At 72.6% G+C, this 13,631-nt stretch carries 9 protein-coding genes; 2 read left to right on the top strand and 7 right to left on the bottom strand.

Translation table 11 applies throughout. The features are described 5' to 3' along the window. Positions 1–32: 32 nt before the first annotated feature. Both JNB62_RS11610 and JNB62_RS11605 read right to left on the bottom strand, forming a co-directional pair. Positions 33–1,694, bottom strand: coding sequence for a hypothetical protein (locus tag JNB62_RS11610; protein ID WP_220301048.1), 1,662 nt, complete (start codon positions 1,692–1,694; stop codon positions 33–35). Positions 1,695–1,768: 74 nt separating this feature from the next. Continuing rightward, positions 1,769–3,079 (bottom strand): ABC transporter substrate-binding protein, encoded by a 1,311-nt coding sequence (locus tag JNB62_RS11605; RefSeq protein ID WP_220301047.1) that lies wholly within the window; start codon positions 3,077–3,079, stop codon positions 1,769–1,771. A 144-nt stretch (positions 3,080–3,223) separates the two neighbouring features. On the opposite strand from JNB62_RS11605, the gene JNB62_RS11600 reads away from it, so the two are divergent. Next, the gene (locus JNB62_RS11600) at positions 3,224–3,961 is read left to right on the top strand and encodes a FadR/GntR family transcriptional regulator (protein WP_220301046.1); all 738 of its coding nucleotides are present in this window, start codon (positions 3,224–3,226) and stop codon (positions 3,959–3,961) included. Between the two features lie 8 nt (positions 3,962–3,969). Here the strand turns inward: JNB62_RS11600 and JNB62_RS11595 are convergent, their stop codons facing one another. After that, complete coding sequence (locus tag JNB62_RS11595) at positions 3,970–5,106, bottom strand: hypothetical protein (protein ID WP_220301045.1); 1,137 nt, start codon at positions 5,104–5,106, stop codon at positions 3,970–3,972. Positions 5,107–5,144: 38 nt separating this feature from the next. Continuing rightward, on the bottom strand, positions 5,145–6,818 hold the full coding sequence (locus JNB62_RS11590; RefSeq protein ID WP_222856014.1) for an N-6 DNA methylase: 1,674 nt from the start codon (positions 6,816–6,818) through the stop codon (positions 5,145–5,147). 144 nt (positions 6,819–6,962) lie between these two features. On the opposite strand from JNB62_RS11590, the gene JNB62_RS11585 reads away from it, so the two are divergent. Further along, a complete protein-coding gene (locus tag JNB62_RS11585) occupies positions 6,963–8,216 on the top strand; it encodes a D-arabinono-1,4-lactone oxidase (protein ID WP_220301044.1) in 1,254 nt (417 codons plus the stop codon). 18 nt (positions 8,217–8,234) lie between these two features. On the opposite strand, the gene JNB62_RS11580 is transcribed toward JNB62_RS11585, so the two are convergent. The 3 genes from JNB62_RS11580 to JNB62_RS11570 are packed head-to-tail and all read right to left on the bottom strand — an operon-like array spanning position 8,235 to position 13,616. After that, complete coding sequence (locus JNB62_RS11580) at positions 8,235–9,995, bottom strand: DUF5605 domain-containing protein (RefSeq protein WP_220301043.1); 1,761 nt, start codon at positions 9,993–9,995, stop codon at positions 8,235–8,237. 43 nt (positions 9,996–10,038) lie between these two features. Beyond that, entirely contained in the window at positions 10,039–11,175 is a 1,137-nt protein-coding gene (locus tag JNB62_RS11575) for a serine hydrolase domain-containing protein (protein WP_220301042.1), read from the bottom strand. Beyond that, complete coding sequence (locus JNB62_RS11570) at positions 11,172–13,616, bottom strand: beta-glucosidase (protein WP_220301041.1); 2,445 nt, start codon at positions 13,614–13,616, stop codon at positions 11,172–11,174. Before JNB62_RS11570 ends, JNB62_RS11575 begins: the two co-directional genes overlap by 4 nt. Between the last annotated feature and the right edge of the window lie 15 nt (positions 13,617–13,631).

Here is a 13,631-nt window from a genome sequence, read left to right as displayed (position 1 = left end):
CAATTGCAAGTGAGAATCCGTTGCGCGCCGGTTCAGCGGAGCGGCCGCGGTGCGGCATCCGCGATCTCGAAATCGAGGGTCTCGCCACCGGGGGATGCCGGGCGGATGCGCAGCTCGTGATCTCCGAAGCGCTGCGTCCACACGTCGGCCGGGCCGAGGTGCGCCGACAGGGCGTCGAGGGCATCGGCCTCGTCGAGGGAGCCGTAGACCACCCACCGGCCCGAGCCGACGCGCTCGGTGCGCGCGTGCGCGGCGTCGCACAGCCACGAAGCGACGAGCACCGTGGCGCCCGCGTCGGCGCGCGTGCGCAGCGCGGCGAGGGTGGCGGCGGGCAGGCGGCTGCCGGCGACGACGATGAGCCCCGCGTCGGTCAGCTGATCGGCCCGCACGTGCTCGTCGAACACGAGGACGCCCCGCGTCGCCTGGAACAGCCCGTGCAGCCGCGTCGGCTCGGTCGCCCCCTCGGCGAGGGGGAACTCCGAACGGGGGATCGCGTTCAGCCGGTGCCGCGGGAAGTCGTACCCCGGGATGTGCAGGCAGCTGCCGGTGGCGGGGAGCTGGCCGTGGCTCAGCGCGTGCCACGCCGCGAACACGCTGCGCGAGGTCTCGGGAGCGGTGGCGGCCCGGTTGCCGAACGGCCGCTGTCCGCGGCCGAAGTCGCTGTCGTCGGCGTGCACGAGGGCGATGTCGGCCCGCGCGTCGCGGTGCGACCAGCGGAGGGGATGCCGCGGCACGAAGTCGGTGACGAACTCGCGCCACACCTCCCCGTGCTCCGTGGTCTCGAAGCGCCCCTCGCCGCGATGGCGCACGAGGACGTCGATGTTCTCGACGAACAGCCGCGTCGGCGCGAAGAGGTGGGCCAGACGCAGCGCGGACGCGAACTCGGCGGGGGAGTGGCCGGGGAAGCCGGGAGCCCGCGTGAGCCAGGGCCCGATGTCGGGACCCCACAGGTCGGCGCAGATCCACAGTTCGCGGTCGTACTGCCGGGCGGCGCCGAGCGCCGTGCCGAGCTGCAGCGGCTGGAACGACTCCTTCATCACCTTGGGTGCGGGGGTCATCCCCGCGCGCGCAAGCGTATGGAACATGACCGGGAAGACCTGCTCCGAGAGCACCGGCACGCGGGCGCCGCCACCGCCGGCGACCGCGGCGTCGACACGGCCGACGATCTCGTGCACGGTGGTGTCGATCACTGCGATCGCCTCATCGGCGCCGAGCCCTTCGGTCTGACCGAAGTGGGGCAGGTGCGCGTCACGGCGGTACTGGTCGGCGTGGATCTGCAGGTGCTCGGGCTCGTCGTACAGCACGCCGACGAGGCGCCCCGAGGCGGCGGCCGCGCGGAGGGTGTCGGCGGGGACGTCGTAGCGATTGGTGCCCTCGGCGTAGGGGCCGTTGATGTTGCCGTACTCGTTGCCGAGCACGACGTCGATGCCGCCGGCGGTGAGATCGCGCACCATCGCCGTGGGGTCCTCGTGCGTCGGCAGCACATGATGCACATAGAAGTCGGCGCCGAGGTCGCCCAGCGCGGCGACGAACTGGGCCGGTGTGGGCGGCGGGTCCTGCGACGGGATCGGGATGCCGGTCCCGGTCCGCATCACGGCGTCCGAGGCGTCGCCGGCCCAGGGATCGTGGAATGCGACGACGGGTCCCTGGATGCCGAGGGCCGGTCTGACGGGTGCGGGATCGGGGGCGGGCACGGTGCTCCTGTGCGGTCGGGCGGTCGGCCGGACGGCGGGGCCCGGTGGACGAGCACCGGACCCCGCCGAGGCGGTCACTGGTTCTGGCTGAGGACGACGTCCATCTCAGCGAAGAACCGCTCCACGGCCTCGTCGACGGTGATCGTCCCGAAGTTCAGCTCCTCGGTGAGCTCGCGGAACTTCTCGTGCAGCGACCCGTAGCCGACGATCGGCGCCGGCGGGGCCTCCCCCAGCCGGTCCGAGATCGACTCCTCATAGGCGACGATGTCCTGGCTGACCGGGTCGAGGTCTGCCGCCTCACGCGCGGTCGCCGACGCGGGCAGGCCGCGGTTGGTGCCGAAGATCTCGCCCGACTCCGGCGAGTTGATCAAGAAGTCGATCAGCGTCGCGGCAGCGGCCGGGTGGTCCGTGTTCGCCGCGATCGAGTACAGCTGCGACGCCTTGAGGTACAGGTCCTTCGCCCCCTCGACCGACAGCGGCGGAGCCTGCAGCGAGATCTCGTAGCCGTCGCCGAGGTTCGCGAGGAATCCGGCCGCGAAGTTGTCGGTCTGGGTGTCGCTCGCGCTGATCGCGCTGTCGAAGGCGGTCAGGGGCTGCACCTCAGCGGTGCGCTGCTGCGGCACGAACTGGCCCGCCTCGCGCACGTCGGCGCCCTCCTCCCAGTACTCGGCCAGTCGCTCCTCGTCGAAGCCCGGCTGCCCGTCCTCGTCGAAGAGCTCCTTGCCCTCGGCGCGCAGCTGCATCTCGAAGTTCACGAACCGTGAGGTCGGGTCGACTCCGCCCCACACGTCGCTGAGGCCCGCGGCCTTCGCGGCGTCGCTCGTGTCGGCGACCCACTCGTAGTAGTCCTCCCACGTGCCGCCGGCGAACGGCTCGACGCCGATGCGATCGAGGATCGTCGTGTTCATGAACATCGACCACGCGTTGGTCGACAGCGGCACGGCGGTCGTGACTCCGTCGACGACGCCCGCCCCGAGCACCGAGGGGTCGATGGGATCGGTCTGGATGATCGTGCCGAGGTACGGCTCGAGGTCGAGCAGCGACCCGTTCTGCGAGTACTGGCGGATGTAGGCGACGTCCATCGTCACGACGTCGGGAAGACCGCCGCCGCTGGCCTCGATCTGGCGCTTCTCCCAGTAGTCGTTGGGAGAGAGGAACAGCACCGAGACGTCGATGTTGGGATGCTGCTTCTCGAACTCGGCGATCGCCTCGTCGTACAGCTCGGCGCGGACGTCGTTGCCCCAGAACGCGAAGCTGATCGACGCCTCCTCGTCGGGGTCGAGCGTGGGCTGCGCGGCGGTGGGCGTCTGCGACGCGCACCCGGTGAGAGCGACGAGGGCGGTCAGTGCCACCCCCGTGATGAGCGTGCTGCTGCGGAACTTCATTGTCAGGACCTCTTCGCTGAGAATCAGGAAACGTTTTCTCGCTGACGCGTGAGAAAGGCGACCCGCGTCGCCTGTCGTCAGTCTGACAAACCGGTTGACCGAATGCAATCCCGGGCGCGGCAGTTCCTGTCGTAAGTTGTTCGCATGCCTGCGTACCCCGACGACCGTTCCGCCGAGATCACGGCCGCCCTCGGGGCGCTGCCCAGCGGCACGCCGGTCTCGGAGGTCGCGCGGCGGCTCATGGACCTGTTCACCGGCGGCGACCTCGCCGCCGGCACGCGGCTGCCTCCGGAACGCCAGCTCGCCGCGACGCTGGGGGTGGGACGGTCGGCGGTGCGCGAGGCGCTCGCGGCACTCGAGATCCTCGGCATCGTGGACGTCCGCCCGGGCTCAGGAACCTATCTGCGCGGCACCGCGAGCGAGCTGCTTCCGCAGACCCTCCGCTGGGGGCTCCTCATCGGGCAGAAGAACACCGGTGAGCTGCTCGAACTGCGCTCCGGCCTGGAGATCTACGTCGCGCGTCTGGCGGCCGGGCGGGCGGCGGCAGCCGATCGGAACGCCCTGCAGTCGTCGCTGGAGCGCATGCGCACGGGCGTCGGCGACCTCAAGTCGTTCGCGAGGGCCGACCTCGACTTCCACAACGCCCTCGCCGCCGCGGCAGCGAACGACACCCTCGTCGACCTGCTGCACGTCGTCCGGTCGCTGCTGCAGGTGTACGCCGACCGCGCCGTCCACGACGAAGCTGAAGCGCGCATCGCGATCGACGAGCACGACGCCGTCTTCCGCGCGGTCGAAGCCGGGGATGCGGACGCCGCAGCCTCGGCGATGGCGACGCACATGGCCACGGCGTCGGAGCGACTGGCAGCCGCGGCTGCCGGCTGACCGACGCGTCAGCCCGCCGCGGCCGCCTGACGCGCCGCGCGGACCGCTGCGTCGCGGCGTGCTCGTGCCTCGGGGTGGTGGTCGACGGGTGTGATCGCGAGCGTGCGCTCGACCATGGCGCGCAGGAACCGCGCCGGGTGCAGCTCGTCGGGCACCCGCTCGTCGAGGACGACCGACACCGGCGGCAGCAGCGCGATCGCGGCGTCCAGCTCGGCCTGCGCGGCGGCCCGCGCCGCAGCCGCCGCCAGGGCCGTGTCGACGCCGGCGGCGGGGCCCGGGTCGTCGAGCGCGAAGAGCTGATCGGGGTCGCCCGCCGTCTCCAGCGGCGCGTCCGCCGCAGGCTCGGGCGCGGTCTCAGGCCCGGTCTCGGGCTCGTTGACGTCGTCGCCGTCGGCGGGCGGGTCCTGCGCGTACTCCATCAGCACGAGGGCGACGGCGTGGTACGCGTCGTCCTCCTGGCCGAGCTTGCCGAGCAGGTCGATGAGCCACGCCGCCTTGGCGGCCTCCTTCTCGTAGATCGTCGTGCGCAGGCCGAACACGAATCCGAGTGAGGCGAGGGGATGCCGCAGCCGCAGGTTCTTCGCATCGCCGTACGACTCCTCGACGCGGTTGGCGGCGTTCTTGCCGAACGACGAGTCCATGCGCTTGGTGCTGATCAGCATCTCGGGCCCGGTGCGCCAGTCCGACAGGACGACGTCGACCTGCTTCTGGTAGTTCTTGCCGAGGATCTTGGCCTTGCCGCCGACGAGGCCCGACTTCGAGCCGCTGATGCGGATCCGCTCTTCGAGCAGCGCGCGCTCGCCGCCGCGCACCGGCGTCGCCTCGAGCAGCGCCGCCAGCGCGGCCGGCATGATGCGCGGGTCGGACTCACGGGGCCAGGCGGCGTCGGGGTCGAACCCGGCGCGTCTCAGCTCGTACGCGATCCACACGTCCAGCGCGAGAGCGGGCACGCCGGACTGCGAGTTGGCGTTCAGGTGCAGCGGCACGCCCAGCAGCAGGCGCAGCGTCTCGAAGTCCGGCCGGTAGACGACATCGCCGTCCGCCACGGTCCACGGTGACGTGTGCCCGGCGACGGTGGCCCGCTCGACGATGCGATCGAACAGCTGCCATCCCTGTTCGGCGATGGACGGCTTTCTGGTCGGCACGGAGCGGGTCCTTCGGTTCGGTCGGCGTCGGGGGAGAGTCAGCGTGCGGTCCGCGAGCGCGCGACCCGCCGCTCCATGAGGCGAGCGTGGGCGGCGCGCACGGCGTGCAGGTCGGCCTCCGACGGCAGCTCGCGGTCGGTGAAGAGGGCGGCGTCGACGCGCTGCACGGCATCCCACAACCGCCCGGCCGCAAGGTCGGCGGCGATCAGCTCGCGCACCGCGTGCAGGGCCCCGGCGCGTTCGCGGACGAGCGCGGGCGACGGGACCGCCCAGCGGTCGGCCTCGCGCGGCTCGATCTTGAGGATGCCGCCGCCGTACGCGCGCCCCACCATCTCGGCATTGAGCACCGTGACCGAGTTGAGGCTCGCGAGCGGCAGCAGCTCACGCCCGAGATCCTGCACAGCGGCGTCGAGATACACGCCGTGAACCGAGTTGAGGTGGTGGACACCCGCCTCGTTCGTGGTGAGGCGCGGGGTGTCGGCGTTCATGCACGTCAGCAGCAAGTCGGCCGGCGGCACCAGTGGGACGCGGTACCACGGGCTGCGCGTGCGGCACTTGTACGCCTCGTGCACGCCGGTGCGTTCGCCGGCGCGCACGTACCGCTTCGCCGCGGGCGAGAGCGTGTCGCCCGTCGGGCGGAACATGAGCGTCGAGCGACCCGCGGCGCCGAGCTCGGCGAGGAGCTCGGCCGACAGCGTCAGACCGCGCAGATGACTGCTGCCCGGAGGCGACAGCGGCACGAGCTCGGAGGCGTCGAGCTTGAGCGTCGCTGCGCGCGCAGGGCTGAGCGTGAAGTACCCGTTGTTGCCGGTCACGATGCCGAGCGTCGTCTCGCCCCACGCCTTGAGCGGCACGAACGCACCCGCTTCGCGCAGCGAGTGCAGCGGCTCGATGGCATCGGGGTCGACCAGTGCGGCGTTCCACTTGTCGGACGGATCGGCCGGCGTGAACGTCAGCCCGTCGGGCAGCGCCGTGAGCCCCGCCGCGTTCGTCGTCTCGTACACGGTGGCGTGGCGGCTCGTCCCCTCGTCGAAGCCGGAGGCCATCAGCAGAACGACGTCGGCCTCGGCCTCGGGGAACACCTGCTCGGTGAACAGCACGAGCTCGAGCCGGGCGAACCGCTCGAAGAGGAACCGGCGCACCGGCGCGGCGTAGTTGACGCTCAGCAGCTCGGCCGGAAGCACGAGCCCCAGCCTGCCGCCGGGGCGCAGATGCAGCGCCGACTGCACGGTGAAGGCGGCCCAGCTGGAGGCGAGACCGGTGAGCGCCACGCCGGCGCGGAACGCCGCCTCGCGCGCCCGCGCCCGCGCCTCGCCCGTGAACTGCTGATACCGGATGTACGGCGGGTTGCCGATCACGGCGTCGAAGCGCGCCTCGGGCTCGACGTTGAAGAAGTCGTCGACGATGAGCGCGGGGGAACCGCCGATGCGCTGGATGCGCTCGCGACCGACCTCGGCGCTGTGCGGGTGGATCTCGATGCCGCTCACGGCGGGGGGTTCCGTCGCGCCGAGGTCGCGCAGGCGGCGCACGGCCTCGACGAGGAACGCCGCGTCGCCGGCGGACGGCTCCAGGACGGCATCCGTCCCCTCCCGGATCGCCCACTGCGCGAGGAAGCGCGTGATCGCCGGGGGCGTGAAGAACGCGCCGCGCGCCTTTCGCGCGCCCGCCGTGTCGTCGGCGGCTCGCTCCAGCAGTTCCGGCACGATACTCATTCTCGCCCACCTTCTCGCTCGGGCTCCGACATGACGCGCATGCGGTCGAAGACGCGTTCGACACTAGGTCGGACCTCCGACACGGAGCGGAACACGGCGCACCGCACGCGGCAGGATGGAGGGGACACGACGAGAGGGAGTGCGATGCCGCGCAACTGGGCAGGCAACTACGAGTACACGGCACCGCGGATCGTGACGGCATCCACCGTCGACGACGTCCGGCGCGCGCTCGCCGGACCCGGCCGCGTGCGCGCCCTGGGCACCCGCCATTCGTTCACCGACCTGCCCGACACGACCGGCACGCTCGTCGACGTCACCGGCTTCGCCCCCGAGTTCGAGCTCGATGAGGCGACGGGCACCGTGACCGTCCCGGCCGGCATCCGCTACGGCGTCCTCGCCGTGTGGCTGCACGAGCGCGGCTGGGCGCTGCGCAACATGGGGTCGCTGCCGCACATCAACGTCGGCGGTGCGACGGCGACCGGCACCCACGGCTCGGGCGACGCCAACCCGGTGCTGTCGGCCTCGGTGCGCGCGCTGCGCTACGTCGGCGCCGACGCCGAGGTGCACGAGGTGCGCCGCGGCGACCCCGACTTCGACGCGCTCGTCGTCGGGCTCGGCGCCTACGGCATCGTCGTGTCGCTGACCCTCGACCTCGTGCCGGCGTTCCGTCTGCGGCAGGACCTGTACACGGGAGTGTCGTGGGATGCCGCCCTCGCCGGCTACGACGAGCTCACGGCCGCCGGATACAGCGTGTCGGTGTTCTCGCGGTGGGAGGAGCCTTCGGTCGGGTTCGTGTGGGTCAAGACGCGGCTCGACGCCGACGACGACGCGGTGCCCGACACGCTGCTGGACGGCATCCGCACCCACGGCGAGGTGTCGCCCTTCGTCCAGGGCGACAACGCCACCGAGATCGGCGGCGTGCCCGGTCCGTGGCTGCTGCGGCTGCCGCACTTCCGGCTCGACGCGCAGCCGTCGCTGGGCGACGAGATCCAGACGGAGTACTTCGTCGACCGCGGCGTGGCCCCTGCGGCCCTCGACGCCGTGCGGGCGCTGGCCGACGGCATCCGCCCGCTCCTCTTCTGGACCGAGCTGCGCACGGCGGCGGCCGACGGGCTGTGGCTGAGCCCCGCCTACGGCCGCGACAGCGCGATCATCCACTTCACGTGGTACGCCGATCGGCCCGACGACGTGGTCGCCGCCGTCGCGCGCATCGAGGCCGCACTGGAGCCGTTCGGCGCCCGCCCGCACTGGGGCAAGGTGCACGGCTTCGACCGCGCCGCCCTGGAGCGCGTCCACCCGCGACTGGCTGACGCACGGGCCGTCTTCGAGCGCCTCGACCCCGAGGGGCGGTTCACGAACGCGCACCTCGAGCGCGTGGGCGTGCGCGAGCCGCGCTGAGGCCGCACGGCGGAGGCGTCAGTCGCCGACCCGGATCGTGCGCACGGCCATGAACTGCCGGCCCGGCAGCTCGACGCGCACCGTCGCCCGGTGGGTGCCGGGCACGCGGTCGACGGTCATGTTCCACGTGTCGATGACGTCGACGGTCCATTCGCCGTCGGGCAGCACCAGGCTGCGGAAGCGCGGGCGGTTGAAGCCGAAGTAGCCGACGCGGTGGGTGTCGGTGCCGCCCCACGGCACGTCCCAGTCCGACGGCAGCGGATCCCACACGCCGTCGGGCGCCTCGGACTGCAGCCGCTCCAGGAAGCCGATGCGTTCGGGCGACGTGCCGTGCAGCGTCCCGCCCTTGGACCACCACAGCACCTCGTCCTCTAGGCCGAGTGCCGAGGGCAGGTACGTCTCGCCGTGGCCGACGTACCCGCCGCGCACGGCACCCTCCCAGAAGCGGCGCACCATCTCTTCGCCGGTGATGTTGCCCCAGCCCTGGTCGATGTCGCCCTCGTACGCGCATTCGTCGATCACGACGGGCTTGCCCCAGCGCTCGCGCCACTGGTCGGTGTTCTCGGCGGTGCGGTAGACGTCGACGCGCTGGATGCTGACATGCGTGATCCACGGCCGCGAGTAGTCGTAGTACGGACGGCAGTTGTGGATGGAGTTCAGGTGCCCGAACGGGTCCTCCTCGCCGACGATCGCCGCAAGGCGCTCCCAGTCGTCGCCCGTCTTCGACCACAGCAGGTCGTACTCGTTGGCCATCGACCACCACACGTTCGAGAACGCCGCGAGGCGGCGCACCGTGTAGCGCAGGTAGCGCTCGTCGACGGCGGGACCGAGGTCGGCGAAGCCCCACCGGTCGTACGCGTGGAAGAGGATCAGGTCGGCCTCGATGCCGAGCGCCCCGAGCTGTGCGATGCGCTGCTCGAGCCGGCGGAAGTGGGCGGGGTCGAACCGCTCGAGGTCGAAGCCGTCGGCGAGCGAACCGGGGAACACGAAGTCGGTCGGCTCGTTCGCGTTGAACAGGTAGGACTTGGGGAACAGGCACATCCGGATCTTCGTGAACGGCGCGTCCGCGAGCGTCGCGAGGGTCTGCTCCTGCAGGCCGTCGGGCTGGTGGGTCCACGCGTAGGCGGTCGTCCCGAGGGGGCGGTGGCGTGTGCCGTCGGCGTGGCGGAAGTGGAGCCCGTCGACGCGCACCGGCCCGTGCGCCCCGTCGCGGGCCGCCGTGACCACCGCGGCGCCGGCGATCCCGTCCAGCGAGCGCGCCGTCGAGCGCGTGACGAAGCTCCACTCGCCCTGCGCATCGGCGAGGGCACGCACGGCGTACACGCCGTCGCCGTCGTAGAACCCGCCGACGCGGACCTGGGTGCCGTCGGGGCGCGTGAACAGCGCGTCGAGCTCGACGTCCACGAACGGGTTGCCGTGGCTCGGCCCCTCGAAGCGGACCTGCAGCACGTCCCATTGCGCGGTCGGCTGCGGAAGGACGAGGGATGCCGAGCCGCGAGCCACCTCCTCGCCCTCGTAGGCGGGGTCCGGTGCGATGGCCGGCGGGTAGGGGACGCGGTCGGCGTCGCCGTCCTCGACGGCCGCGAGGGCCTCCCACAGTCGCTCCTGGGCGGCCGGGTCTTCGAGCGCAGGGACGAGCGCGACGAGCTGGCCGAGTCGCGCACCGCGGAACTGCGCGGCCATGGGCGAGGCCGCGATGCCGGGCAGGTGGGTCTCGAGCACGGCGCGGCCGGCGGGGCTGTCGAGGGTGTCGCCGAAGGTGGAGGCGCGGTCGAACACGGGGTTCCTTCCGATCGGGTCGGCTGATGCAGAACGGGAGCGGTCAGGACGAGAGCAGGATGCCGAGGTCGCGGGCGAGCTCGACGGCACGCGGATCCGCGCCGCCCGGCCACGGGCCGCGGGCGATGGTCCACGCGAAGGCCACGCCGCTGTCGGGGTCGACGCACGCGAGCGCGCCCATCGCGCCGTCGTGGCCGAACGCGCGCGGACCGCCGAAGGCGAGCTGCTGCGAGGGCTTCTGGAACACGATCGCGTGGGCGCGGTCGTGCTGATGCAGCACCTCGTCGTAGCCCCGGACCTGCTGCTGGCCGATCTGCTCGACGGTGTCGGCGCTGAGGAACGGGTCGGCGCCGTCCACACCTGTGACGGCCGCGGCGAACAGCCGCGCGAGACCGCGGGCGGTGCCGGTCCCTGATCCTGCGGGATGCCCGAAGCGCCAGCTCACCGCGTCGTTGCCGATGTCGACGGGGTCGCCGCCCATCGCGAAGACGACCGGTCCGAGCGCCGAGAACGAGGGCGTGCTGGTGTCGGACTCCGGCCGGATCATGGGCAGGACGGCGGCGCGGCGGTGCTCTTCGGAGACGGGGAGGCCGAGGTGGAAGTCGATGCCGTGGGGTGCGCGGATGTCGGACTCGTAGAACTCGTGCAGTGTGCGGCCGGTCACCCGGAACACCAGCTCCGAGGCCAGATTGCCGATCGTGATCGCGTGGTAGCCGAACGCGCTGCCCGGGTGCCAGAACGGCGCGCTCGCGGCGAGCCGCTCGGCGGCGGCGTGGTGATCGAGGAGTTCGTCCCACCGCAGCGGCGGCGTGGCCTGCGGCAGGCCCGCCTGGTGCGACAGCAGCTGACGCACCGTCACCCGGAGCTTGCCCTTCGCGGCGAACTCCGGCCAGTAGTGGGACACACGCTCGTCGAGGTCGAGTTCGCCGCGGTCCACGAGCAGCCCGACCGACAGGCCGATCGTGTTCTTCGTGACCGAGTACGGCACGATGACCGAGTCCTCGGCGAGGTGCGGTCCGCCCCACGCGTCGAGCACGGGCTCGCCGCGATGGAAGGCGGCGACCTGGAACGACAGGTCGGGGTCGGCCGCGAGGTAGCCGTCGAGGCGGGCGACGAGATCGTCGAGGCGCGCGTCGGCGGCGCCGTGCAGGTGCGACGAGGTGAGCGGCGACAGGGTCATGCGGAGGCTCCTTCGGTGTGCCACGCCAGTGTGAGCGGAAGTTCGGTCGCGGACGCGCCGACACGCAGGACGTACTCGCCCGGCTCGACGACCCATTCGCCCGCCCAGTGGGCGAGGCGCCGCGACGGCACCGCGATCGTCGCGGTGACGCTCTCGCCCGCGGAGGCGCGGACGGCGGCGAAGCCGACCAGCCAGCGCACCGGGCGCTCCACGGTCGAGTCGGGGCGCTCGGCGTACACCTGCACGACCTGCTTGCCCGCGCGCCGCCCGGTGTTCGTGACGACGACCTCCACGGCGTCACCGCGGCGGTGCGCGGCATCCCACGTCCAGGTCGTGTACCCCAGGCCGTGGCCGAACGGGAAGGCGGGCGCGGCCGCATCCGCGTCCCGCAGCCACGCGCGGTACCCGATGTGCAGGCCCTCGCGATAGTCGAGCCGGCCGTCGCGGGGTGTGACGTCGCGCACCGGGACGTCGGCGAGCGACGCGGGCCACGTGGTGGGCAGGCGCCCGCCGGGCTCGGCGGCGCCGGTGAGCACATCGGCGATCGCCCGGCCGAACTCCTGTCCGCCGAAGTAGCCCTGCACGACCGCGGCGACCTCGTCAGCCCAGGGCAGCACAACCGGCGACCCGGCGTTCACGACCACGACGGTCGGTGTGCCGGTGGCGGCGACGGCGCGCACCAGGTCGTCCTGGCGCCCGGGAAGGTCGAGGCTCGTGCGGTCGTAGCCCTCGGATTCCACCCGCGAGCTGGTGCCCACCACGACGACGGCGATGTCGGATGCCGCAGCCTCCGCCACGGCGCGGGCGATGAGCTCCTCGGGGTCGGTGCGTCCGGGAGCGACGCCCAGCGTGGCGCTGAGTGCGCCCGACAGCGCGCCGGCCGCGGCCCGCGTGAACTCGACGCGGATCGCTGTCTCGCGTCCGGCCTCGACATGCACCGTGGCCGTGATCGACGGCGGGTTGAGGAAGGCGGCGCCGAGATCCGAGCCCTCGATGACGGGGGCGTCGTCGAGCACGAGCACGTCGTCGACGTAGAGCCTGCCGGGGTTGGCGCCGGCGAAGCCGAGCTCGATGTCGCCCGTCTCGGCCGGGCGGTACAGCGTCTCGAACACGACGGTCGCGCTCGCCGAGACGGGCGCGTCGCCGCCGAACCACACCAGCGCGGTCGATCGGCGGTTCTCGGCGAACAGCTCGGTGCCCTCGGCGTCGAAGAAGGCGACGCGCACACCCGCCTCGCCGGTGGCGGGGTTGGTCAGCTGGTGCAGCGGAAGCTCGGACACGCCCTCCTGCACGACCGCGCCGAGCTCGAAGCGCACGTCGGCGTCGGGCAGCGCCGCGCGCAGCCCCTCCAGGGGAGAGACGACGGCCTCGGGGATCACGGTGGCGCTGCCGCCGCCCTGCGTGCGGGCCTCGCGCGCGTTCTGGCCGATGACCGCCACGCGGCCGAGGGCGGCGGGCGCCAGCGGCAGCACGCCGTCGTTGCGCAGCAGCACGGTGCCCTCGACGGCGGCGGCACGGGCGAAGGCCGGACCGTCGAGCGGCGCGGGGGTCGCCGGCGACGCGTCGCCGAGCGCGCCCACGCGCTCGGCGAGCAGCAGCAGGCGCAGCACCTTGCGATCGAGGTCGGCCTGGGCGAGCCGGCCGTCGCGGACCGCCTCGACGAGCCCCGACCAGGCCGGAGCCGGTCCGGGCATCGCGAGATCCTGGGCGGCGGGCACCGAGCCGAGCGACCGCACGGCCGTCCAGTCGCTGATGACGGTGCCGTCGAAGCCCCATTCGCTGTTGAGCGGCGTCTCGAGCAGGTCGTTCTCCGTCATCGTGACACCGTCGACCCCGTTGTAGGCGCTCATGATCGTCCACGCGCCGCCGTGGACGACCGCCCGCTCGAACGGCGCGAGGTACAGCTCGCGCAGCGCGCGCTCGTCGACCCGCACGTCGACCGTGAACCGGTCGGTCTCGGAGTCGTTCGCGACGTAGTGCTTGGGGCACGCGGCGACACCGTTGTCCTGCAGCCCGCGCACATAGGCGGCGGCCAGCTCGCCGGTGAGCTCGGGGTCCTCGCTGAAGCATTCGAAATGGCGGCCGCCCAGCGGGGACCGGTGCAGATTGATGGTCGGCCCGAGCACGACGTCCACGCCCTTGCGGCGGGCTTCGGATGCCGCGGCAGCCCCGTACCGGTACGCCAGGTCGACGTCCCACGACGCGGCGAGCGCCGATCCCGACGGCAGGTTCAGCGAGGGCTCGCGCTCGTCCCACCGCGGGCCCCGGACACCGGCCGGGCCGTCCGACAGCGTCATCGCGCGCAGGCCGATCCCGGGCAGCGGGACGGTGGTCCAGAAGTCCGCGCCCTGCACGAGGGCGGCCTTCTGCTCGAGCGTCAAGCGTTCCAGCAGGGGGACCAGGTGCTGCACGGCGGCGGGATGGACGGCGACGTCTGTCATGAGGGTTCCGTTTCG

The organism is Microbacterium jejuense, from assembly GCF_019511665.1.
In the GTDB taxonomy this organism is placed as follows: Bacteria; Actinomycetota; Actinomycetes; order Actinomycetales; family Microbacteriaceae; genus Microbacterium; species Microbacterium jejuense_A.
The sequence above is the reverse complement of the archived record's forward strand: the minus strand, read 5'-3'. Positions and strand labels throughout refer to the sequence as shown.